This window comes from Gordonia sp. DT101 (genome assembly GCF_049844895.1).
Lineage (GTDB): Bacteria > Actinomycetota > Actinomycetes > Mycobacteriales > Mycobacteriaceae > Gordonia.
The window spans coordinates 1,040,301-1,064,028 of sequence record NZ_JBNCLX010000001.1 but is presented as its reverse complement, the minus strand read 5'-3'; the positions used below and the strand labels follow the sequence as shown (position 1 = coordinate 1,064,028).

20 protein-coding genes and 1 tRNA gene are annotated in these 23,728 nt (G+C 67.0%); 16 read left to right on the top strand and 5 right to left on the bottom strand.

Translation table 11 applies throughout. The features are described from left to right. Positions 1 to 155: 155 nt before the first annotated feature. From ACLQ3I_RS05125 to ACLQ3I_RS05110, 4 genes are read left to right on the top strand one after another with little or no spacing between them, the layout of a single operon-like run. Positions 156 to 1,751, top strand: coding sequence for an ABC transporter substrate-binding protein (locus ACLQ3I_RS05125; protein WP_425800279.1), 1,596 nt, complete (start codon positions 156 to 158; stop codon positions 1,749 to 1,751). Continuing rightward, the gene (locus tag ACLQ3I_RS05120; protein WP_425793264.1) at positions 1,751 to 2,707 is read left to right on the top strand and encodes an ABC transporter permease; all 957 of its coding nucleotides are present in this window, start codon (positions 1,751 to 1,753) and stop codon (positions 2,705 to 2,707) included. Before ACLQ3I_RS05125 ends, ACLQ3I_RS05120 begins: the two co-directional genes overlap by 1 nt. Further along, positions 2,707 to 3,651, top strand: coding sequence for an ABC transporter permease (locus ACLQ3I_RS05115; RefSeq protein WP_425800277.1), 945 nt, complete (start codon positions 2,707 to 2,709; stop codon positions 3,649 to 3,651). Before ACLQ3I_RS05120 ends, ACLQ3I_RS05115 begins: the two co-directional genes overlap by 1 nt. After that, complete coding sequence (locus ACLQ3I_RS05110) at positions 3,651 to 5,351, top strand: dipeptide ABC transporter ATP-binding protein (RefSeq protein ID WP_425800275.1); 1,701 nt, start codon at positions 3,651 to 3,653, stop codon at positions 5,349 to 5,351. Before ACLQ3I_RS05115 ends, ACLQ3I_RS05110 begins: the two co-directional genes overlap by 1 nt. Before the next feature lie 374 nt (positions 5,352 to 5,725). Here ACLQ3I_RS05110 and ACLQ3I_RS05105 read toward each other — a convergent pair whose 3' ends face one another. Further along, entirely contained in the window at positions 5,726 to 6,568 is an 843-nt protein-coding gene (locus tag ACLQ3I_RS05105; protein WP_425800273.1) for an SDR family NAD(P)-dependent oxidoreductase, read from the bottom strand. A 157-nt stretch (positions 6,569 to 6,725) separates the two neighbouring features. Here ACLQ3I_RS05105 and ACLQ3I_RS05100 point away from each other — a divergent pair, with 157 nt between their 5' ends. Then, a complete protein-coding gene (locus ACLQ3I_RS05100) occupies positions 6,726 to 8,570 on the top strand; it encodes a multicopper oxidase family protein (protein WP_425800271.1) in 1,845 nt (614 codons plus the stop codon). Continuing rightward, positions 8,567 to 9,139 carry a hypothetical protein gene (locus ACLQ3I_RS05095; RefSeq protein ID WP_425800270.1) on the top strand — a complete coding sequence of 191 codons (573 nt, stop codon included), beginning with the start codon at positions 8,567 to 8,569 and terminating at the stop codon, positions 9,137 to 9,139. Before ACLQ3I_RS05100 ends, ACLQ3I_RS05095 begins: the two co-directional genes overlap by 4 nt. A 91-nt stretch (positions 9,140 to 9,230) precedes the next feature. Here ACLQ3I_RS05095 and ACLQ3I_RS05090 read toward each other — a convergent pair. Beyond that, a tRNA-Leu gene (locus tag ACLQ3I_RS05090) sits at positions 9,231 to 9,316 on the bottom strand. Positions 9,317 to 9,705: 389 nt separating this feature from the next. Here ACLQ3I_RS05090 and ACLQ3I_RS05085 point away from each other — a divergent pair. The 7 genes from ACLQ3I_RS05085 (at position 9,706) to pknB (ending at position 19,384) form a co-directional block, all read left to right on the top strand. Continuing rightward, entirely contained in the window at positions 9,706 to 10,899 is a 1,194-nt protein-coding gene (locus ACLQ3I_RS05085; protein ID WP_425800269.1) for a DUF3662 and FHA domain-containing protein, read from the top strand. Between the two features lie 223 nt (positions 10,900 to 11,122). Next, positions 11,123 to 11,587, top strand: a complete 465-nt coding sequence (locus ACLQ3I_RS05080; RefSeq protein ID WP_425793255.1) for an FHA domain-containing protein FhaB/FipA — start codon at positions 11,123 to 11,125, stop codon at positions 11,585 to 11,587. Beyond that, complete coding sequence (locus tag ACLQ3I_RS05075) at positions 11,584 to 13,041, top strand: PP2C family protein-serine/threonine phosphatase (RefSeq protein WP_425800268.1); 1,458 nt, start codon at positions 11,584 to 11,586, stop codon at positions 13,039 to 13,041. Before ACLQ3I_RS05080 ends, ACLQ3I_RS05075 begins: the two co-directional genes overlap by 4 nt. After that, entirely contained in the window at positions 13,041 to 14,471 is a 1,431-nt protein-coding gene (locus ACLQ3I_RS05070; RefSeq protein ID WP_425793252.1) for an FtsW/RodA/SpoVE family cell cycle protein, read from the top strand. The genes ACLQ3I_RS05075 and ACLQ3I_RS05070 overlap by 1 nt, the downstream gene beginning before the upstream one ends. Further along, entirely contained in the window at positions 14,468 to 15,973 is a 1,506-nt protein-coding gene (locus tag ACLQ3I_RS05065) for a peptidoglycan D,D-transpeptidase FtsI family protein (RefSeq protein ID WP_267631056.1), read from the top strand. Before ACLQ3I_RS05070 ends, ACLQ3I_RS05065 begins: the two co-directional genes overlap by 4 nt. After that, on the top strand, positions 15,973 to 17,355 hold the full coding sequence (locus ACLQ3I_RS05060) for a serine/threonine-protein kinase (protein WP_425793251.1): 1,383 nt from the start codon (positions 15,973 to 15,975) through the stop codon (positions 17,353 to 17,355). The genes ACLQ3I_RS05065 and ACLQ3I_RS05060 overlap by 1 nt, the downstream gene beginning before the upstream one ends. A gap of 106 nt (positions 17,356 to 17,461) precedes the next feature. Further along, a complete protein-coding gene (gene pknB / locus ACLQ3I_RS05055) occupies positions 17,462 to 19,384 on the top strand; it encodes a Stk1 family PASTA domain-containing Ser/Thr kinase (protein WP_425793250.1) in 1,923 nt (640 codons plus the stop codon). Positions 19,385 to 19,520: 136 nt separating this feature from the next. Here the strand turns inward: pknB and ACLQ3I_RS05050 are convergent, their stop codons facing one another. Further along, complete coding sequence (locus tag ACLQ3I_RS05050; protein WP_425793249.1) at positions 19,521 to 20,204, bottom strand: aminodeoxychorismate/anthranilate synthase component II; 684 nt, start codon at positions 20,202 to 20,204, stop codon at positions 19,521 to 19,523. Between the two features lie 219 nt (positions 20,205 to 20,423). On the opposite strand from ACLQ3I_RS05050, the gene crgA reads away from it, so the two are divergent. Further along, positions 20,424 to 20,714 carry a cell division protein CrgA gene (gene crgA / locus ACLQ3I_RS05045; RefSeq protein WP_124709472.1) on the top strand — a complete coding sequence of 97 codons (291 nt, stop codon included), beginning with the start codon at positions 20,424 to 20,426 and terminating at the stop codon, positions 20,712 to 20,714. Positions 20,715 to 20,806: 92 nt separating this feature from the next. Further along, positions 20,807 to 21,310 (top strand): PH domain-containing protein, encoded by a 504-nt coding sequence (locus tag ACLQ3I_RS05040; protein WP_425793248.1) that lies wholly within the window; start codon positions 20,807 to 20,809, stop codon positions 21,308 to 21,310. Between the two features lie 16 nt (positions 21,311 to 21,326). Here the strand turns inward: ACLQ3I_RS05040 and ACLQ3I_RS05035 are convergent, their stop codons facing one another. Both ACLQ3I_RS05035 and ACLQ3I_RS05030 read right to left on the bottom strand, forming a co-directional pair. Further along, positions 21,327 to 22,220, bottom strand: a complete 894-nt coding sequence (locus ACLQ3I_RS05035; RefSeq protein ID WP_425793247.1) for a rhomboid family intramembrane serine protease — start codon at positions 22,218 to 22,220, stop codon at positions 21,327 to 21,329. 47 nt (positions 22,221 to 22,267) lie between these two features. Then, positions 22,268 to 22,789, bottom strand: coding sequence for a peptidylprolyl isomerase (locus tag ACLQ3I_RS05030; protein ID WP_425793246.1), 522 nt, complete (start codon positions 22,787 to 22,789; stop codon positions 22,268 to 22,270). 167 nt (positions 22,790 to 22,956) lie between these two features. Here ACLQ3I_RS05030 and ACLQ3I_RS05025 point away from each other — a divergent pair, with 167 nt between their 5' ends. Beyond that, positions 22,957 to 23,133, top strand: a complete 177-nt coding sequence (locus ACLQ3I_RS05025; RefSeq protein WP_425793245.1) for a hypothetical protein — start codon at positions 22,957 to 22,959, stop codon at positions 23,131 to 23,133. Positions 23,134 to 23,728 lie beyond the last annotated feature (595 nt).

Genomic DNA, 23,728 nt, shown 5'->3' with positions numbered 1-23,728 from the left:
TCGGCGCAACTGTCAATACTTTCGCCGAGACGCTTCGTAACCCCCCTCCGGGCTTGGCGTTCGGCGCTCCGTCTGCCCAGAGTGGTGACCTGGGCCGTTCGTGCGACGTAGCGCGACCGGCCGTGTCAGCCCCTCGGAACAGAGAGTTCGCAACGATGCCCGGACGCCGTACCCGCGTGGTGCAAGTACTCGCACTGGCCCTTGCCACCTGCCTCCTCGCGGCGGGGTGTCAGTCCGCGGTCGCCAAGCAGGAGAACTCCATCTCCCAGTCCCTGGCGCCCGGGCAACCGGCGCCGCAAGGGGGCAACCTCCGTGTCGGGGTACTCGGCGACATGTCGCCCAAGACCTTCTTGCAGATCGGCACCGGGAATCTCGCCGGCCAGGTGGTGAGCAACACCTTCGACACGCTCATCCGCTACTCGCGTGACGACCTCACCGTCCGGCCGTCGCTGGCGACCGCGTGGCGGTTGTCGCCCGACGGACTCTCGCTGGCACTGGATCTCCGTTCGGACGTGACGTTCCACAACGGCAGGCCCTTCGTCTCGTCGGATGTGCAGAAGTCCCTCGAGGCCTACCTCGCCGGCCCGTGGACCCCCCAGTTCAAACGCACGGCGGCCGCCATCACCTCCTACGACACCAGCGATCCGCATCGCGTGGTGCTGCGCTTCGCTCACCCGTTGAGCAACATCTTCGATCTGCTCGACTCCGCGCCCATCCTTGACGCGCAGTCCCTCCCGCAGCTGAAGGCGGGCAAGTCCTACATCGGGACTGGACCGTTCAAGTTCGCCTCGTGGCAACCGAACTCGTCGCTGCGACTGGTTCGCAACGACAACTATTGGGGCGGCAAGCCCAACCTGGATTCGATCACGTTCGTCATCATCAGGGACCAGCAGTCGCTGTACACCCGGCTGCGCACCGGCCAGATCGACGTGGCGTACGGACTGAACTACCACGATCAGCAACTCGCGACCACCCGCTACGGCTTCAAGGACGTCACCTTCACCGGTGCCGAATCGCAGGAGTATGTCGGCATCAACGTCACCAATCCGGCATTGTCCGACGTCCGTCTCCGTCGGGCGATCGCCCTCGCCATCGATCGACCCCGCATCATCAACGACGTCTTCCGCAAGAGCGGCTACGTGGTGAATCTCCCGTGGCCGAAATGGTCGCCTGCTTATGACGCCGCAGCCAACGCGACGTACGGTCGCGACGTCGCACAGGCCAGGAAGCTGGTGGCGCAACACGGCCCGGTACCGCCGATTCCGCTGGACTTCTCCACACAGGGGATCGACCGCGTGGTCGCCGAGATCGTGCAGTCGAATCTCAAGGACATCGGCATCCCGGTGACCCTCGTCCCCAACGACCAGACTCAGCAGGCGTCCAAGCTGATCGGTGGGAAATTCACCGGGATCTGGTTGTTGCAGCATGCTTTTGCTCAATTCACCCCGTCGACGCTGGCGGTCTCGGCCTATCCGTTCAACGCTGCCAAGAACTCGTCGAACTACCTCAATCCGCAGTACGCCGCCGCCGCCAACGCGGCGTGGACCGTGCCGGACGGCGCATCGCCGGCAGCGTTGCGTGCCTATCGCCAACTCGATGACATCTGGCTTCGGGACCTCTTCCTGGTCGAGATCGGCATCGTCTTCCAGAAGGTCGCGACGTCGAACGCGGTCGGGAACATCGACTGGGATCGACGTGATCAGTTGCACCTCAAGGACACCTACCTCAACACCACGGGACGGAATTCGTAATGCTGGGTTATGTGATCCGACGGATCCCGACCGCCATCGTCGTGCTGGCGATCGCCTCGCTCTTGATCTTCTCGATCCTCCGGCTGATCCCGGGAGGCCCCGAGGCGGCCCTCGCCGGCCCCGACGCGGGGCCAGAACAGCTCGCGGCGATCCGGCACGACCTCGGTCTCGACCGACCGTTCCTGGTGCAGTATTTCGCGTGGCTCGGTGGGATCCTCACGCTGAACCTCGGGGAGAGTTACCAGGTGGGCGGATCGATCAGCGACCTGATCGGATTCGGGCTCGTCAACACCGTGGTGCTGACCGTGACCGCACTCGTGATCGCCGTCGTGCTGGCCCTCGCGCTGAGCCTGTCCGCGACGATCTTCGAGAGCCGCGTGGTACATGCCGTGCTGATCGGCATCAACGCTGTCGCCATCGCGATCCCGACCTTCGTCGTCGGCACGGTGCTGATACTCGTGTTCGGTGTCCAACTCCGCTGGTTGCCGGCCGGCGGCACACCACCGGGTGGTTACACGCAGAGTCTCCAGATCAGCCTGCAGTACCTGATCCTCCCGGCGCTGACGCTGGGACTGCCGGCCGGGGCGGTGCTGGCACGGTTCCTCACCGAGGCCCTGCGTACCGAACTCCGCCAGCCGTACGCGGTGACGGCCCGGTCGCTCGGTGTCCCGTGGCACACCATCGTCGTTCGCAATGCGCTCCGAAATGCGCTGCCGCCCACTCTCACGGCGCTCGGTCTCGTCGTCGGCGGGCTGCTCGGTGGAGCGATCCTCGTCGAGTCGATCTTCGGCTGGCCGGGGCTCGGACTGCTCACCGAGGAAGGCATCTTTGCGCGCGACTATCCCCTCGTCCAGGTGCTCGTACTGCTGTCGGTGACGGTGTTCGTCGTGCTCCAGCTCGCCGCCGACATCCTGCACGCCTGGCTTGATCCCCGAATCCGATTGGCAGGTCAGTGATGTCCGGAAGAACCGCAACCAACAGCCCCACCACGACCGACCCGCTCGCCTCGACCTTCGGGGCCGAGGCCGTCCTCGACATCGAACCCGGCCTGCTACCCGAGTCGGCCACCGACGTCGGGTCCCGGGTGCGGCAGTCGACGCTGCGCAGCCTGCTCAGCGGCTCCGGTCTGGTCGGCACCGTTCTGGTGGCCGTCGTCGTGCTGCTCGCAGTGGTCGGCCCGTGGCTGACCACGTTCGCGGCGGACCAGCAGATCGACGGCGCGTACCTTCTGCCGCCGAGCTCAGCACACTGGCTCGGCACCGACGATCTGAACCGCGACCTCCTGACCCGGATGCTCTACGGAATCCGTGTCGACCTGCTCATCATCTTCATCGCCGTGCCGATCGGCGCGGCGGTGGGCATCGCGACGGGCCTGGTGACCGTCACCCATCCGTGGAGCGATGTGATCGCGCAACGGACCTTCGACGTGATCCTCGCCTTTCCCGCCCTCCTCCTCGGAATCGCGCTCACCGCGGTCCTGTCACCCGGCGCCCAGACCATCGTGATCGTGATCGCCATCGCCGAGATCCCCATCTTCGGGCGCCTGACGCGGACCTCGGTGCTCAAGGTTCGGGAGATGCCCTACGTCGAGGCCGCCCGGGTCAGCGGTGCGACCAACCGGCACATCCTGCTCCGCCATGTGTTGCCCAATTCGGTCGAGGCGCTCGGCGTCCAGGTCGCCCTGTCGCTGTCGCTGGCGGTGTTCGTGGAGGGCGCGATGAGCTATCTCGGGATCGGTGTGGTCGCGCCCACCCCGTCCCTGGGCTCGATCCTCGCGGCCGGCAACGGCTATCTCGAGACCAATCCCTGGTTCTCACTGGGCCCGCTCGTGGTGATCTCGGCCCTGGTGCTGGGCTTCTACCTCATCGCACAATCCATCTCCCGAACCCGGAGGCAGTGATGTCCGAGACCACCCGGCCGGCGGCCGACACTCCCGACGAGCCCGTGCCGGCGTTGGCCGTCGACGATCTACGGGTCACCTTCGCGTATCCGCGGCCCGCGGTCGCCGGCATCAGCCTCCGCGTCGACCGCGGCCAGATCCTGGCGCTCGTGGGCGAATCGGGCTCCGGAAAGACCATGACGGCCCGTGCCGCGATCGGCCTCCTCCCCGAGACAGCCACCGCGACCGGGTCGGTCAAGGTCGACGGCATCGAGATGCTCAACAGGTCCGAGAAGGAACTCGATGCCGTCCGCGGGACCCGGGTCGCGATGATCTTCCAAGAACCGCAGACCGCTCTCAACCCGGTCCAGACCGTCGGGTGGCAGCTGCGCCAGGCGTTGCGTACCCACCGCAGGCTCTCCCGGCGTGATGCCCATCAGCGAGCTGTGGAACTGTTACGTCTGGTCGAGATCCCCGATCCGGAACAGCGTGCCGGGCAGTACCCGCACCAGCTCTCCGGCGGACAGAAGCAGCGGGTGGTGATCGCCCTGGCGCTGGCCAACGACCCGGTTCTGTTGCTGGCCGACGAGCCCACCACGGCCCTCGACGTCTCCGTGCAACGGGAGATCCTCGATCTCCTGCTTCGCCTCCGCGATCGCACCGACGCCGGGATCCTCCTCATCACCCACAACCTCGGCGTGGTCGCCGACATCGCCGACCGCGTGGTGGTGGTGCAGCTCGGCGAGGTGGTCGAACGTGGCGACGTCTTCGACATCTTCGCCGCGCCGACGCAGCCGTACACCAAACAGCTGCTGGCCGCCGTCCCCACGCTGCCCGCCCCCGACGTTGATGGTTTCGACGCCGAGCGTGCCGACGATGAACCCGACGGCGATGGACTCACGTCGACGGCAGTGGTGCACGTCGACGACATCACGGTGCGTCATCCGGGCAGATTCGGCAGTGCACCGCACACCGCCCTCGCGGGTGTCTCGTTGACGGTCCGTCCTGGCGAGGTGGTAGGTGTGGTCGGCGAGTCGGGATCGGGAAAAACCACGCTCGGCCGCACCATCGGCGGTCTCATCGCACCAGCCGCCGGCCGGATTGTGCTCGGCGGCAAGGACATCGCCCAGGTGTCCCGCACCGAGCTGCGGGCGGTGCGCCGGACCATCGCGTTTGTCCCGCAGGATCCGACGGCCTCGCTCGACCCTCGGTTCACCGTCGCCGAATCGATCCGCGAACCGCTGGAGATCCATCGCCTCGGTACGCGCGACGAGCGGAACACGCGGGTCGCCGCACTGCTCGACGCCGTCCAGCTGCCGCGCACGTTCGCGGGCAGATTGCCGCACGAACTCTCCGGCGGCCAACGCCAACGGGTTGCCCTCGCCCGCGCTCTTTCGGTCGAGCCCGCCCTGCTGATCGCCGACGAACCGACCAGCGCACTCGACGTCTCGGTCCAGGCGCGCGTGCTCGAACTCTTCGCGCAATTGCAACGGGACCTGGGCTTCGCCGCGCTGTTCATCAGTCACGATCTGGCCGTCGTCGAGCAGGTCGCCGACCGGGTGGCCGTCCTGCGCGACGGAAAACTGGTCGAGACCGGCGACGCCCGGACCGTGCTGTCGGCGCCGCATGACGAGTACACGAAGGCGTTGCTCGCAGCCGTCCCCTACCCCGACCCGGTGCGGCAGCGCGCCGGCCGACAGGTGCCCGCCGGCTCCCTCTGAGCTCCCGCTCAGCTCCCGCTCGGCGCAAACGCGGTTCTGGCCGCAGTTCCTGGTTCCGGCTTGGAGCCGCAACTGCGGCCAGACCCTGCAGGTTCGGCCGGAACTCGTTTGTCCCGCTAACGATTCCGTGTTCATCCGGTTGACCGAACGGCGTCGACGCCAGGTGTGATCTGGATTACACTTGGGTCTTCGGCGCGAAGAGCCGGAGGGAGGTGTCCCTTATGTTCGGTCTGATCTCAGAACTGGTGTTCAACATCCTCCGAGCTGTCGGCGGCTTCCTGTGGTGAGCAAGTCACGTTGAGCAACAACGTGTTTCGCTCTTGACGCCTAGAACTCGTTGTGTCCCAATCTCTCTCGAAGGCGTAACTCCCGAGTCAGGTCAGTGACGCGATCGCGCGGTCGGCCGTCGTCGGTGTGAAGTAGTCGATCGCGGGCAGGATCGCGCGCAGGGCGGCCGGCGCGACGTCGGTGGGCTGATGCGTGACCGCGCGCAGGATCCACCGGCCCGCCTCTTCCACACTGAGCGCGTGCACGTCGTCGTACTCGGCGGTGGGCGCGATCATCTCGGTGCGCACCAACGGGTAGAGCACGTTGGTCGCACGCACCTCCGGATGCGGGTTCTCGGCGTTGAGGCTGCGACCGAAGATGGCGAGCGCGTTCTTGGACGCCGCGTAGGCCGAGAAGCGGGGGAACGTGTTGGCCATGATGCCCCAGGTACAGACGTTGACGAACTGGCCGCGGCCGCGGTCCACCATGCCGGGCAGAAGACCGAGCGTGAGCTGCACAGGGGCGAAGTAGTTGAGCTGCATCGTGCGCTGATAGTCGTGCAGACGGTCGACCGAGTCGAGGACGGTCCGCCGGATGGAGTGGCCCGCGTTGTTGACGAGAACGTCGACCTCCTCGTCCGCGAGATCTGCCACCAGCGTCTCGATGGCCTTCTCGTCGGACAGGTCACAGGTCCGGTAGACACAGCCCGTTTCTTCTGCCAGAGAACGCAGTTCGTCCTCCCGTCGCGCGACCGCGATGACGCGGGCGCCCCGCTCGGCGAGCAGAGTGGTGGCCTGCCGGCCGATCCCGGCTGACGCCCCGGTGACCACGATCGTGAGGCCGGTGATGTCGCGGCCGGGTCCGGCGAGGGCATCCTCGACGATGCCGGGGAGCAGACTACGGCGCTGGACGAGGTCCATCAGCGTGCTGGTGAGGGAGAGTGACGGCATGGGCCTCATTCTCCATCAGCAGCCCGAACTCCAACGTCCGGATACGGACATCTTCGTCCACCGAGCCACCGCGTCCACCTGTTCCGCGCGACGAGGCGCCGGGTAACTTCTCCACGGTGTCTCAATTGAGCGCAACTGATCGGGGGGATGAGCAGGCGTGAGCGCGAACATCGGTCGTCGTCGACTACTCGTGGGAGCGGCGGCCGCTGCCGCTGCGGCTCGGTTCGGCCGGGGAATCGCGGCGGCAGAGCCCGCGCCGCCGCCATACCCGACGATCTTTCATTCGCCGCCGATGGAGAAGTACGTCGACGACCTGCCGGTACCGAAGGTGATCACCTCGTCGCCGACAGAACCGATCGAGATGGTCGCCCGGTCCACCACGACGCGCTTCCACCGCGACCAGCCGCGAGTGCCGGCGATGGGGTACAACGACGAGACGTATCACGGCCCCACCATCGAAGCCCACGTCGACGAGCAGACGACCCTCCACTACCGCAGCGAGCTCGGCCGGCACACCTTTGCCGCAGACCTCGACACCACGCTCCACGGTGTCTCCGAGAGTTATCGCAGCAGCCCGCCCACCTCGTTGCATCTGCACGGCGGCGCCACACCCCCGCAGTTCGACGGGAACCCACAACGCCTCCTGCTGCCCCACCACGGCACATCGCTTCTCGAGTTCCCGAATCGTCAAGAGGCCGGGCATCTCTGGTATCACGACCACGCGATGGGGATCACCCGCGCCAACGTCTACGCAGGTCTCACCGGGATGTACTTCCTGCGTGACGGCTACGACACCGGCGGCGCCGACAACCCGCTCGGTTTGCCGTCCGGACCGCATGAGCTCCCACTCGTCCTGCAGGAAAAGGTCTTTCACGAAGACGGCCGGCAGAGTCTGCGATCCACCCCTGTGGTGCCACAGGGCTTGTGGGAGGGTGGTGCCGTCGGCGATCGCGGCGTGGTGAACGGCCGGGTGTGGCCGAAGATGACAGTGGACCGCGGGATGTACCGCTTCCGCCTCATCAACGCCGCGTCGTTCTCGGTCTGGCGACTGTTCTTCTCCAACCGCATGCGCTTCTGGGTGATCGGGAACGAGGGCGGTCTGCTCAACGAGCCGGTACGGTGCCGCTCCATCCTGGCGGCCCCCGCCGAACGTTTCGACATCCTGGTGGACTTCAGTTCGTTGGCCCCCGGTGAATCAGTTGAGCTGTGCAACGATCTGACGCCACCCTTCCAGGCGACCATGCTGGGTGAGGTCGCGATGTCGAGGTTCTGTCGGTTCACCGCGGGTACGGGACGTGGCGACCGACGCCCGGTGCCGACCACTCTGCGCGGTGGGCGCAATCGGCCGGCCCGGATCCCTCCGCCCGCACGGCCCGACGTGATCCGACGGGTGTCCGTGTCACAGCCGTACGAGGTCCGTCTGCCGCCGGCGATCATGTCGCTGAACAACCTGCGCTACAGCGATCCACAGATCGAAAAGCCCCGCGAGGGCACCGTCGAGCGCTGGGACATCATCAACATCACGCCCGACCCGCATCCGATCCATCTGCACCTGATCATGTTCCGGGTCCTCGGGCGACGTCCTCTCCGCACCGTCGACTACCAGGCGGCGAATCCGCAGCCGCCCATCGGGACCCGATGGGCGCCGGACCCGAGCAACTTCTACGCCGGGCCGATGCGACCGGCGGCCGCGTGGGAGGCCGGGTGGAAGGACACGGTGCGGGCCGACGGCGGCCAGGTGACCTCGATCCTCGTCCGGTTCCCCCGGGCAGACGAACTCGGCTTCGATCCGGACGCGATCTTCTCGTCCGACGCGACGGACTCGCGCACGCGACCGGCCCACGGTCGATCGGTCGCGCCGCACATGTCCGGGAGCCACCACGCCGGTGCGATGCCGGCGCACGGGATGGTCACCACCGACCTACAGGGGTACGTCTGGCACTGCCACATCCTCGATCACGAGGATCACGACATGATGTTGCGCTATCGGCTGGTGCCATGAGCGGTTGTCGAGACCTACTCGCGCTGGTGCCGCCGCCCGCCGACGGCGGACAATCCCAGGTCGATTGGGAAGACTTCCGGCAGACAACAGGATTCGAGGCACCGGCCGACTACCGACAGATCGTCACCGAGTACGGCGTCGGCCAATTCTGCGGCGAGTTCTACGTCTTCGCTCCCGGCGGGCCGGAAGGTCAGGACATCGTCGACGAGTACCAGACCTCGATGGACATCATCGCCGATCCCGGCTGGCAGGAGTTCGTGGACGAGATCGGCGAAGGGTGGCTGGAGCCCGACGGTTTACGCCACCCCGTCGATCTGCGGCAAGATCCGCCGCCCTTTGCCCCGTGGGGTGGCGGCTCGGCCGGCGGCTACGGCTACTGGCACAAGATCGGTGATGATTCCGACCGGTGGCCCGTCGCCTACACCGACCTCGCAGATGTGTGGCTGTATGACCGCGACGGACTCGCCTCATTTCTGGTGAACGCCATGACCGGTAGGTATCCGGCCGACAAGATCGATCCATCCGTCACCGACGGGGCACCCGAGTTCACCCGATGGCTCACCGGTTGATCGTGCATCGAAGGACAGATCGGAGAAACAAAAAGGCCAGGCCGCATTTCTGCAACCTGACCCTTGATGTCCGACCGAGTTGAACCGCTCGTGGTGGGCGAAGGGGGACTTGAACCCCCACGTCCCGAAGGACACTGGCACCTGAAGCCAGCGCGTCTGCCATTCCGCCACTCGCCCGTGGCCGTCTGCGTGAGACTGGAAGACGATAGCAAGGCCGGTGGGCGGAAGTAAAACCGGTTGGGGGCCCCTGCTCACCCGTCCGGGCGGCCTGTCCCGCGGGTCTGGCGGGTGAACGCGGGTTGTCGGCGGCCCGCGTGGGCCGAATGGACTCGCGTTTGCCGGGCTGAATATCCCGATTCGTGATCAGAAATACGTGTATCTGCGCTGGTCACATCCCGTTCAGCGCGTAGGGTGATGGGCACGACGTCGGTGGTGCTGATGTTGCGCGCGGTGCTGCATTGACGGGAACCCCGTCATAATGGGCACAATCGGTATCATCTATCAAGGCCATACGCACGGCGACACGCCATGGCCGTCTGGAACCGAGCCGCGAAGGGAGGTCGCCGGTGGGCATTCTGCAGCGCATTGAGCGCAAGCTCGAAGGCGCCGTCGACGACGGCTTCGCACGGGTCTTCGGGGGCCAGGTCGCCCCCCAGGAGATCGAGAACGGGCTGCAGCGAGAGGCCGAGGAATCCCTCGAGGATCTCGGCGACGGTGCAGTCCTCGCTCCCAACAGCTATACGTTGTTGTTCAGTCCCACCGACTACGAGCAGATCGCGGCCGAGTACGAACTGAATCGCAAGACGTTCTCCAAGCATCTCGAGAACTTCATCTCCGACAATGGCTGGCAGACCTACGGCCGGGTGGTCGTAGAGTTCGACCAGTCGCCGTCGTTGCATACGGGTATATTCCGCGCCCGCGGTGCGGTGAACCCGGATGTGCGTCTGCGGCCTGTCGCGTCGGGTCCGCAACGACCACCAGCACAGCAGCACCCACAACGTGCACACCGAGAAGTAGGAGCCCCACAAATGACCAACAACCCCGGATACGACCAGCGCAGGGGCACCGACCCGGCGTACGACCAGGGTGGCCAGCAAGGTGGCTACGACTACCCGCAGGGCGGTTACGAACAGGGTTACGCCCAGCAGCCCGGCTACGACCAGGCCTACGCGCAGCAGGGATATGGACAGCCCGGGTACGGCCAGCAGGGATACGACCAGGGCTACCAGCAAGGTGGCTACGACCAGGGCTACCAGCAGGGCGGCTACGACCAGGGCTACCAGCAGGGCGGCTACGACCAGAACTATGCACAGCAGCCCGGCTACGACCAGGGCTACCAGCAGGGCGGCTACGACCCCGCATACGGACAGCAGCCCGGTTACGACTACCAGCAGGGCTATGCCCAGCAGCCGCAGTACGGCTACCAGCAGGGCGGCTACGACCAGGGTTACGCCCAGCCGGGTGGCTACGCACCGGCCGCGATCACGCTGCTGCTCGAAGACGGCAGCAACCGCACCTTCCAGCTGCGTGACGGATCGAACATCATCGGCCGCGGCCAGGACGCACAGTTCCGTCTGCCGGACACCGGCGTGTCGCGCCGGCACGTGGAGATCCGCTGGGACGGCTCCACCGCGATGCTGACCGATCTGAACTCGACCAACGGCACCACGGTCAACGACCTCCAGGTCAGCAGCTGGGAACTCGCCGACGGCGACCGTATCCGCGTCGGGCATTCCGACATCACCGTCCGGTTCCAGTAGTCCCCGGTCATCCACCCGGTCTCCTACGAGAGACCGTCCTTCGCGATGCTCGGCCGGCGCCGCGCTCCTCAGGAACCAGGCGTTGATACTGAACTGTCACATCTCAATGTCGGCGAAATCAGCGTCTGCCCATAAGATGCAGTCGGGTCCGTTTCAACGACTAGGCGCCCGGGGTGGAACGAGCGGGCCGCGAAAGGCGACGGCGCTGGAGGTGAACACGTAAATGCAGGGCTTGGTGCTGCAGCTGACCCGATTCGGGTTCTTGCTGCTGCTCTGGTTGTTCGTCTACGCCGTCATCCGCACGCTCCGGGCCGACATCGCAACCGCCGGGGGGAGTCGGCTGACGCGCTACACGCGGGGCGACAAGGGCGACCGGTCGGCTCGGGCCGCCCGTGGCTCGGCGCGCTACCTCGTCGTCACGCATGGTGCGCTGGCCAACACCCGCATCACTCTCGGCACCCAGCCGGTGCTGCTCGGCCGTGCCGACGACTCGACGCTGGTGCTGACGGATGACTATGCGTCCGAGCGGCATGCCCGGCTGTCGCGGCGCGGTGACGACTGGTACGTCGAAGACCTCGGGTCGACCAACGGCACCTACCTCGACCGGTCCAAGGTGACGACCGCCGTCAAAGTCCCCCTCAGCACCCCGATTCGCATCGGCAAGACCGTGATCGAGCTGCGCCCGTGACACTGGTGTTGCGCTATATCGCGCGAAGCGACCGTGGGCTGGTCCGCTCGAACAACGAGGATTCCGTGTATGCGGGCGCCCGATTGCTCGCGCTCGCCGACGGTATGGGCGGTCACGCCGCCGGCGAGGTCGCCAGCCAGTTGGTCATCCAGGCGCTGCGCAACCTCGACGACGACGAGCCGGGCGGCGACCTGCTGGCCCAGCTCGACCGTGCCACCCACACCGGTAACGCGGCGATCGCCGACCAGGTGGACCACTCCCCCGAACTCGAGGGCATGGGCACCACACTCACGGCGATCCTGTTCGCGGGCAACCGCATCGGCCTGTGCCACATCGGCGACTCCCGCGGCTACCTGTACCGGGACGGCCAGCTGACCCAGATCACCCGCGACGACACCTTCGTGCAGACCCTCGTCGAAGAGGGACGCATCACGCCCGAACAGGCCCACTCGCACCCGCAGCGTTCGCTGATCATGCGGGCGCTGACCGGTCAGGAGGTGGAGCCGACGCTGACGATCCGCGAGGCGCGCGCAGGAGACCGCTACCTGCTGTGCAGCGACGGATTGTCGGATGTGGTCAGCGAAGAGACGCTCTCCGACACGCTCGGCTCGATCGTCGACCACAAGGAATGTGCCGACCGGCTCATCGAACTCGCCCTACGCGGAGGCGGTCCCGACAACGTGACGGTCATCGTCGCGGATGTCGTCGACACCGAGTACGGGGATTCGCGGCCCATCGTCGGCGGTGCCGCGGGAGTCGACGACGAGGGCTACACACCCAACCCGGCGACAGCCGCCGGTCGTGCCGCGGCGCTGCGACCACCACCGGCCGAACCGCAGCGGCCCACCATCATGGCCGACGACGAACCGCCACCACGCAATCGGCGTCACCGTTGGCTGGTCGCCGGCACGGCGGTCGCGGTGATCGCGCTGATCGTCGCCGGGTTCTTCGTCACCCGGGCGATGGTGCGCAACAACTACTACGTCGGTGCCGTCGACGGCGACGTCGTGGTCTTCCAGGGCTCACCCGACAAGGTGTTGTTCCTCGACCTCAGTTCGGCATCCCAGAGTGCCTGCGTGACCGGGCTCGACCAGACCGACCCCGAGATCGAGTTCGTCGACGACGGCGCATCGGACACCTGCACCCCGCTGCAGGTCGCCGACCTCGCCGAACTCGACCGCAACGCGGTCGTCGGCAAGTCCATCCGGAACATGCCACTCGCCGAAGCCGAAGAGCGGGTACGGCATCTGAACTTCCTGCCGCTGTGTCCCGCGCCGACGCCGGCGCCCGCTCCCGCGCCCGCGCCCGCGCCCGCGCCGGGAGCACCGCCTGCCCCATCTCCGGCACCGTCGGCACCACGCACGACGGCACCTGCCCCACCGACCACCGAGACCTCGCCGCAGGCACCGCCGCAGTACGACAGCGACGGCAACAAGATCTGCCGAGGTCATTGATGAGCCAACCCGCCACTCCCGTCCACGCACCGCCGCGCCAGCCGCCCGAACAGACCGGCCGCACCGCGGAGTTGGTGCTGCTCGGATTCGCCATCGGCCTGGTGACGGTGGCGCTGCTCATCGTGCAGGCGGCCCAAGGACAGAGTCTCACTTGGGATCTGGCGAAGTACGTGATCGCCTACATCGTGCTGTTCGGTGCTGCGCACCTGGTGGTCCGGCGGTACGCACCACACGCCGACCCGTTGCTGCTGCCGGTGGTCGCAGTGCTCAACGGCCTCGGGTTGGTGCTCATCCACCGGCTGGACCTGGGTACCGGCCGCAACGGCGAGACGGTCAACCCCACCGAGGTCACCCACAACGCCGATCAGCAACTCGTCTGGGCGGCCCTGGGCATCATCGCGTTCGCGGCGATCCTCATCCTGGTCCGCGATCACCGTACGCTGTCACGGTATTCGTACACGCTGGGCCTGGGAGGCCTTGTCCTCCTGATCATCCCGGCCCTGCTGCCGTCGTCGATGTCGGAGATCAACGGATCGAAGAACTGGATCATCCTGCCGTTCTTCTCGATCCAGCCCAGCGAGTTCGCCAAGATCCTCATCATCATCTTCACCGCGGCGTTCCTCGTCTCGAAGCGGGATCTGTTCACCACCGCGGGAAAACACTTCCTGGGCATGGACTTCCCCCGCGCCCGCGACCTCGGTCCGCTGCTGGCGGCGTGGTTCGTCTCGATCGCGGTGCTCGCCTACTCGTCCGACCTGGGCAGCTCCCTGCTGATCTTCTCGACGATGCTGACGATGGTCTACGTCGCGACCGAGCGGGCGAGTTGGCTGGTCCTCGGTGTGACCCTGTTCGTCATCGGCGCGCTGCTCGCCTATCAGTTGTTCGCCCACCTGCAGGTGCGCGTGGAGATCTGGCGGGATCCCTTCAGCGACTTCAACGGTTCCGGCTATCAGATCGGCCAGAGTCTGTTCGGCCTGGCCACCGGCGGGCTCTTCGGCACCGGTCTGGGTTCTGGCAGGCCGAACATCGTCCCGTTCGCCAACACCGACTTCATCATCGCCACGATCGGCGAAGAACTGGGGTTGGTCGGGCTCGCGGCGGTCCTGATGCTCTATCTGATCTTTGTCCTGCGCGGACTCCGCACCGGCATCGCGGTTCGCGACAGTTTCGGCAAACTGCTCGCCACCGGCCTCTCGTTCACCATCGCCGTGCAGGTGTTCGTGGTCGTCGGCGGCGTCACCAAACTGATCCCGCTGACAGGTCTGACCACACCGTTCCTGTCCTACGGAGGTTCGTCGCTGCTCGCCAACTACATCCTGGTGGCCTTGCTCATCCGGATCTCGAACGCGGCACGCGAACCCGATCCCACGCGTAAGCGACCGCCGCCCAAGAGCATCGACTCGCTGCCGACCCAGGCGGTGCGCCGATGAACAAGCCGATCCAACGGGTGTCGATGGCGGTGATCGTGATGGTCATCGCGCTCCTCGCCAACGCCACCTACGTACAGGTGTTCAAGGCCGACAAGCTGCGGTCCGACCCACGCAACAACCGCGTGCTGCTCGACGAGTACGCCCGGCAGCGCGGCGCGATCACTGCCGACGGCGGTTCCGTGGTCGCCGTGTCGGTGCCCACCGACAGCCGGCTCAAGTTCCTGCGCACCTACCCGCCGAACACCGCGACCGCCTTCGCGCCGGTCACCGGCTACTACTCGTTCCAGTACGGCAGTACCGGACTGGAGCTGTACCAGAACTCGATCCTCAACGGCAACGACGACCGACTCTTCGGTCAGCGGTTCATGGACATGTTCTCGGGCCGGGATCCGCGCGGCGGAAATGTGGTGAGCACCATCGTCCCGCGGCTGCAGCGGGCGGCCTTCGACGGTTTGCGCAACGGATGTCAGGGCGGCTGCCGCGGCGCGGTGGTGGCACTGCAGCCGAACACGGGCAAGATCCTCGCGATGGCGTCGACGCCGAGTTACGACCCGAACAAACTGGCCAGCCACGACCAGGACGTGCGCGAGAAGAGCTGGGCAGCGTGGAACCAGCCCGGCGACATCGACAACCCGATGCTCAACCGTGCCGTCAACGAGCTCTATCCGCCCGGATCGACGTTCAAGGTGGTGACCACGGCGGCCGCGCTGCGCGACGGCGAGACCCCGGATGTCCGACTCACCGCGGCGCCGTCGATCGTGCTGCCCGACACCAACACGTCGCTGACCAACTACGGCGGCGAGACCTGCCCGGGCTCGTCCGGCGGCACTGTCTCGCTGCTCCAGGCGTTCAAGTACTCGTGCAATACGGCTTTCGTCGATCTGACGACGAACAAGATGAAGGATCCGATCACTGTGTTCCGTGAGACGGCGCAGCGCTTCGGCCTCGACGAGAAGCAGCCGGACACCCCGCTGCCGGTGTCCCGGTCGACTGTCGGCGCCATCCCCGACCTCGCCGCGCTCGGACAGGCGTCCATCGGGCAGCGCGACGTGCGGGTGACCCCGATGCAGATGGCGATGGTGGCATCCACCGTCGCCAACGGCGGCGTGCGGATGCAGCCCTACCTGGTGGACAAATTGCAGGCGGCCGATCTGCGGACGCTGCAGACAACTCAACCGACGACCATCAACGAGCCGATCAGTTCGGATCAGGCCGCAACCCTGACCTCACTGATGATCGAGTCGGAACGTAGTACACAGGGGGCCGGTGGCCCGGTCTCGATCGCATCGAAGACGGGTACGGCCGAGCACTCGGCGACCTCGGACGTCGAGTCGGAGACACCGTACTCGTGGTACATCGCCTTCGGGCCGTCCTCGAATGCGCAGATCGCGGTCGCGGTGGTGGTCGAGAACGGGGACCCGGGTCCCGCGTCAACAGGGGGTGCGGTGTCGGCACCGATCGGACGAGCAGTGATCAATGCATTGGTGGGAGGTGCAAGCTGATGACGCTACAAAGTGGCACCACGATCGCCGATCGTTACCGGCTGATGCGTCTCATCGCGACCGGTGGCATGGGCCAGGTGTGGGAGGCCGTCGACAGCCGTCTGAACCGGCGCGTCGCGGTCAAGGTGCTCAAGGCCGAGTACTCGAACGATCCCGAGTTCACGGCGCGATTCCGCACGGAGGCGCAGACCACCGCGAAGCTCAACGACCCGGGCATCGCCAACGTCTTCGACTACGGCGAGACACCCGACCGGGGCGGCGGCGATCCATTGGCCTACCTCGTCATGGAGCTCGTCGACGGTGAGCCGTTGAACTCGGTGATCTCCCGGATGGGCCGGCTCTCGCTGACCAACACCCTCGACATGCTCGAGCAGACCGGGCGTGCCCTGCAGGCCGCGCACAGCCAGGGCCTGGTGCATCGGGACGTGAAGCCGGGCAACATCCTGATCACGCCGACCGGCCAGGTCAAGATCACCGACTTCGGTATCGCCAAGGCCGTCGACTCGGCACCGGTCACCCAGACCGGCATGGTGATGGGCACCGCCCAGTACATCTCCCCGGAGCAGGCGACCGGCGACGAGGCGACCGCGGCGTCGGACGTCTACTCACTCGGCGTGGTCGGGTACGAAGCGCTGACCGGGCGCCGGCCGTTCCTCGGCGACGGTGCGATCACCGTCGCGATGAAGCACATCCGTGAGACGCCGCCGCCGCTGCCGACGAGCGTGCCCGGCAACGTCCGCGATCTGATCGACACCACGCTGGCCAAGGATCCCCGCCAGCGGTACGCCAACGGCGGCGAGTTCGCGGCCGCGGTCGCGGCGGTCCGGGCCGGTCACCGACCGCCACATCCCGGCGCGATCGCCGGTGCGGCCGCCGCGGGAGCCCTGGGCGGGGCTGCGGCCGCCGCCGCGATGCGACCGACGACGAGGTCGATGGCCGACACCGCTGCGTCCCAGCCCGCGACCGCGCGCACCACCAGCCGGCCGCCCAGCCGACCGGTGCCCCCGGCCGACGACAACAGCTGGACCACCGGTCAGAAGGTACTGGCCGGGGCCGCCGGCGTGCTGTTGATCGCCGCGCTCGCACTACTCGGCTACTGGCTGCTGAACCTGGATTCGTCGTCCCCGGAGTCACCTGCGCCGTCGTCCACGACGACGATCACCGAGACCACCACCGAGGCCCCGGAGACCACTCAGGAGGAGGCGCCGGTCCAGACGACGACGCGCGAGCGGCCGCCGACGACCACGCAGACGACCACCGAGGAAACGACTCCGGAGGAGCCCACCACGACGACGGTCCCGGAGACCACCGACCCCGGTGCTCCCTCGGCAAACCGGCCGACATTTCCGACGTTCACCATTCCTGGCTTCCCAGGCGGATGAGTTGACCGATAATGGATGAGGTGTCGTTTCGAAGCGCGGTCCGGGCAACCATGCCCGGTCACCGTCCGGACGATCGCGAGCAGCGAAAGATGGTGAGCGCAAGGTGATGTCGACACCGCACCATCTCTCCGATCGGTACGAACTCGGTGAGACGCTCGGATTCGGCGGGATGTCGGAAGTCCATTTTGCCCGGGATCTCCGACTTCACCGTGACGTCGCGGTCAAGGTGTTGCGCGCCGATCTGGCCCGCGACCCCACCTTCTATCTCCGATTCCGCCGCGAGGCACAGAACGCGGCGAAACTGAACCATCCGACCATCGTGCAGGTCTTCGACACCGGGGAGGCCGAGACCGAGGACGGCCCGCTGCCGTTCATCGTGATGGAGTACGTCGACGGCGAGACGCTGCGCGACGTGCTCCGGGCCAACGGTCAGGTCTCACCGCGACAGGCGATGACCTGGATGGCCGATGTGGCTGCCGCGATGGACTTCTCCCACCGCAACGGCATCGTGCACCGCGACATGAAGCCCGCCAACGTGATGATCGACAAGTCCGGCGCCGTGAAGGTGATGGACTTCGGCATCGCCCGCGCGATGAGCGACTCGACGTCGACGATGACGCAGACGTCGGCGGTCATGGGCACTGCGCAGTACCTGTCGCCGGAGCAGGCGCGGGGCATCAAGGTGGATCCGCGCAGCGACATCTATTCGATGGGCTGCGTGCTGTTCGAGTTGCTCACCGGCGAACCGCCCTTCACCGGGGACTCGCCGGTGGCGGTCGCGCATCAGCACGTACACGAGGACCCGCCCTGGCCGTCGTCGATCCGTCCGGAGATCCCGCGCGAGCTGGACTCCGTGGTGCTCAAGGCCATGAGCAAGAACCCGGCCAACCGATACCAGTCGGCCGCGGACCTGCGATCCGATCTCATCAAGGTGCTCGCCGGCGGCAAACCATCGGCGCCGATGCTGCTGTCCGACGAGGACCGCACCGAGTTCATGGACAGCGGCCCGCGCCGCGCCCTCGCTGCCGATGCCGGCGTCCGACGTGGCAGCGGCAACCACCGCCGTGACGACGCCGACGCGGACGGTGACGATCCGGCGCGGCGACGCATCCGTGGTCCGGTGATCGGTGCGGTCGCGGCTGTCGTGGTCCTGATTGCCGGACTGTTGCTGTGGTCTCCGTGGAGCTCGGACTCTGCCCGGCAGGTTCCGGTGCCCGCCGTCGCGGGCAAGTCGTTGACCGATGCGCGGAACAGCCTGGAGAAGGCCGGGTTCAAGGTGAAGCAACTCGAGGAACCCAGTCTGGACGTCGCCCCCGGTTCGGCCACGCGCTCGGCGCCGGCGGAAAACGTACTGGCCGCGCAGGGATCCGAGATCACCCTGTACATCTCGACCGGACCACAGCGACACCAGATGCCCGACCTACAGGGTCAGACTCCGGACGAGGCCACCGAGGCGTTGCGCGTCCTCGGCTTCTCGAACGTGAAGACCGATCGGGTCGACTCCAGCGCCGATCTGAAGGACAAGGTGGCGAGCACCACGCCGCCCATCGGTGCCGAGGCCCCGGTGAACGGTGCCGTGGTGGTCCATGTCGGCAACGGACCACGGGAGATCACCGTCCCCGACGTGACCGGGCAGACGGAAGATGCGGCCAGGACCGTACTGGAACAGGTCAATCTGAAGGTGGTCTCGATCGCCGGCGACTCCGAGTTGCCGGCCGGACAGGTGGTGAGCAGCTCGCCGTCGGCGGGTACCACCGTGGAACAGGGCTCGACGGTGCAGATCGTCGTGTCGCGGGGCAACATGTTCGTGATGCCCAACCTGCGCGGGCAGACCCCGGCACAGGCCCGGCAGTCGCTCGCCGCAGCGGGCTGGGCGGACACGACGCTGACGCGGTCGTCCCGGAACGTCCCGATCACCAGCCCCGACGACGGCAAGGTGGTCGGTCAGGAACCCGACGCCGGGGCCCGCGTGCGCAAGAACGGCTCGGTCTCGATCGTCGTCGGAAAGGGTAGTCTGCTGCCCGGCTGAGCTGTCCCCGGTCACCACGCGCCCGTCTGCCGATCGAGTAGGCGACCCGCCCTTGCGCCCATCGGGTCACCACGCGCCCGTCTGCCGATCGAGTAGGCGACGAGCGCAGCGAGGAACCGTATCGAGATCCCGCAGGTCAGCCGATCGCGTCGACCATCTCCGCCTCGAGAACGGCCACCCGCGATTCGTCGATGTTGATGCCGCAGATCGCCAGCCAGTTCGCCAGCATCCGGTGACCGCCCTGCGTGAGGACACTCTCGGGGTGGAACTGCACGCCGTGAATGGGCAGTTCGCGATGCGCCATCGCCATCACGATGCCGGACTCGGTACGGCCGGTCACGATCAATTCGTCCGGGATCGTCTCCGGGAGCACGGTCAAGGAGTGATAGCGCGTCGCGGTGAACGGATCCGGTAGTCCGACCAGCACACCCGCGTCGTCGTGGAACACCAGCGACGTCTTGCCGTGGAGCAGCTCGGGCGCGCGGTCGACCGTGCCACCGAAGGCCGCGCCGATCGCCTGGTGACCGAGGCACACGCCGAGGAGCGGTATGCCGGTCGCCCGTGCCACACCGACCATCGGGATGGCCGCGCCCGCGCGCTGCGGAGTGCCCGGTCCGGGGCTCAGGAGCACGCCGTCGAAGCCCTCGGTCGCGGCGGTCGGGTCGTCGAGCTGCGGGTCGTCGTTGCGCCACACCACGGCCTCCACGCCCAGCTGGCCCAGATACTGGACCAGGTTGTAGACGAAGCTGTCGTAATTGTCGATGACCAGGATGCGGCCGGAGGTGCTTCCGGCGCCCACGTGCGCAGACGGCTGATTCACCCCGTCAGGCTACCGCGGGCGCCCAGATGCGCGTCACCTGGTTTTCTGTGCCGCCCGACGTCGGAATCGCGACATTGTCGGGTCAGCTACCTGGTGAGATACCGTGGACACAGATCTCTTGCGAGAGCGACGGACCGCCGGGCCCCCGATGCGGGCCATCTCCGGCACCGTCGCGCCGACCGACAGCCCGACGCGCTGTTCAGCACTACAAAGGAAGTCATGCCGAAGTCAAAAGTCCGGAAGAAGACCGACTACACCATCAACCCGGCCAGCCGTACGCCGGTGAAGGTGAAGGCCGGACCGTCGAGCAACATCTACGTGTGGATCATGCTCGGACTGATGCTGCTCGGGCTCGCCTGGCTCATCGTGTTCTACCTGGTTGCGACACCGTCGGCGCTCGGCGCCGAGGGCAAGGCCCTGCATTGGATGTACAACCTCGGCCCGTGGAACTTCTTGATCGGATTCGCCCTGATGGTGGTGGGTCTGTTGATGACGATGCGGTGGCGCTGACCACTGGTGACGCACCCGGCTCACATGTGTGTAATTCATCCACATTGTGGAAATCACATGTGTGTAACTCATCCCCACTGTGAGTAACTCCTGTGGATAACTCAGCCGATCTATCCACGCACGAATGGTCGACGCCGCGCCCGGCCGCGTTTGCGCTGGGCGGCGGCGGGGTGATCCTGCTGGTCGCGGCGATATTGACCGCGTCTGATCCGGTCGGGGTGGTGCTGATGGGCTTCGCCGCACTTCTGCTGTTGGGTTTCGCCGGTTACGCGCTGTGGATACGTCCACGGCTTGCCGTCACGACTGTGGATACACAGCCGGCGATCACGGTGCGCACCCTCGGCGGCACCCACACGTACCCGCGAGATCGAATCGATCGAATCCGTCTGATCGACTTCCGGCGGATCGGTCGGCGCACCGGCCAACTCGAGTTCGATGTGCTCCGCGAGGATGCGCCGGCGACGCCACCGACCGACGACCTGCGTGAGGACACCCGCCTGATGGTTTTCAGCAGATGGGATCTCGGCGCCGACCTCGGGGATGTCGCCGACGACCTCCGGCGAGCCGGCTTCGTCGTCGAGGATCAACGCAAGTAGGCGCGCCCCCGGGTCGTCAGCCGACGAGGACGTGGGAGTTCGCGTAGGCGATCCCGGCCCCGATACCGATGGCCAGCGCGATGACCAGCAAAACCGCCACACTGACCCAGCCGACCCGACTGACGGATGCGGCCGTACGGCGCTGCGGCGAGAGCACCCATTGCGGCAGGAAGATGATGCCCGCGGCGGCCGCCGCACCAAACACCAGGCCGCCGACGTGGGCCAGCAGTGAGATCCCGGGAATGGTCACCGACAGGACCAGGTTGAGCACGATGATCGAGATCACCGGGACCGGCGAGACCCTCGCCTTGAGCACGATGACCAGCACGGCGCCCATCAGACCGTAGATCGCGCCCGACGCACCGGCGTTGACGGCAACCGATCCGAACGCCATCACGGCCGCGCTGCCACCGAGTAGAGACGTCACATAGACGGCCAGGTAGCGCGGGATGCCGATCGCCACCTCGAGATCACGTCCGAGGATGTACAGCGAGATCATGTTGAGCGCGATGTGGGTGACCGAGAAGTGCAGGAATCCGGCCGTGAGCAGTCGCCAGTAGTCGCCGCCGGCGACCCAGGGCTTCACCAGCGCCCAGTCGACGAACAACGGCGACCGGACCATGTCGACGCCCTTCGCCTGCATCACGCAGATCGCGAAGACGACGAGGTTGACCGCGATCAGGCCGTACGTCGCGTACGGGCGGGCCGCCACCATGGGCTTCGTGACCATCGGGCGGATGCCGCGGTCGGCGAACGTCGGTTGTGTCACGGACTTCTGGACGCCGTCATTGCGCAGGCAGTCGACGCAGTGCTGTCCGACCGCCGCCGGACGCAAACATTCCGGGCAGGCAGGTCGACCACACCGGCTGCACGCTAGGCCGGTCGGGCGGTCGGGATGCCGGAAGCACACCGCCGGCGGGCCGGCGGCGTACTGAGGTCCGGGTTGTTGCGGGCCGGTCAGTTGATTTCGATCTTCTGGATGACCACTTCGTCGAGAGGACGATCGGAGCGGTCGGTCGACGTGGTCGCGATGGCGTCGACAACCTGCTGCGAGGCGGGATCGACGACCTCACCGAAAATGGTGTGGCGACGATTCAGGTGCGGGGTCGGTCCGACCGTGATGAAGAACTGCGAACCGTTGGTGCCCGGCCCGGCGTTGGCCATGGCCAGCAGGTATGGACGGTCGAACTGCAGCTCCGGGTGGAATTCGTCGGCGAACTGGTAGCCGGGGCCACCGCGGCCGGTGCCGGTCGGGTCGCCGCCCTGGACCATGAAGCCCTCGATGACGCGGTGGAAGACCGAGCCGTCGTAGAACGGGCCGCTGTCGCCGCCGGAGGCGTTCGGCTGGCTGTACTCCTGAGAGCCGTCTGCGAGGCCGGTGAAGTTGGCCACCGTCTTGGGAGCGTGGTTCGGGAAGAGTTCGACAACGATGTCGCCGCGATTGGTGTGGAGGGTCGCGGTCTGCTTCTGAGTAGTCACATCTCCATCCAACCACTTGACGCCAAGTCTGCACTCTGCCCTCCGCGAACAGGGCCCTCCGCGAACAGGGCCGTCCGCGAACAGGCGCTCCGCCAACAGGCCTGACCCGAACATGTCGGACACGTCCGAGGTGACAGGCGGTCAGTCGGGCTGGCACGCTGGTGGGCATGCCGAACAAGTACGTGTGGGCCGCGGTGTCGGTCCTGACCTCCCTGCTCGCGACCGCGGCCGCGGTGGTCATCGTCCGACGCTCTCGTCGCGAACCGGCACCTGTGTCCGCGACGGTCCCACGCGTCGAGGAACTCAACGCCACACCAGGGGATTCGACGACGGCGGCGTCATGAAATCCACTCAGGCTCGGCCACTGCGACGAACGACCCAGCGGTAGCGGCGCGGTCGCCGCGCCCACACCGGTAATTTGTAATGGTGACCTCCGACGACAGCTCGCGTCCGCCCGGCGATCCGGATCCCACGGACAGCGGGAAGGACGACGATCGCAGCGCCGCGACGCCGGCCCCGCAGATCCCGGCTCCGTGGGAGCGCCGCCCGACCGCACCTGTCACCGCGCCCGGCACGGTGCCTCCGGCCTCCGGGCCGTCTCGGCCGGCTCAGTCGCCACCACAACCCCCAGCCCCACCGGGCCGTGGGGCTCCCCGCCCGCCTCAATCCGGGCCGCCGCCTGCGAACAGGCCCGGCCCACCGCCGCAGGGACGACGCGGACCGAGTGGTCGAGGACTGGTTCCGCCCGGTTCGCCCCCGCCCGGTGGACCTGGCAGCGGTCCTCCGCCATGGAACCCCGGCCCCGGTGGACCGCCGCGCAATGCTCCGCCTCCGCGTCGCGGTGGTCCCCCGCCGCCCGGTTACCGACCGCCTCCCGGACAACGTCCGCCCCCGCCGGGGCGCGGTGGCCCGCCCCCCGGTGGTCCGCCTCCTCGCGGG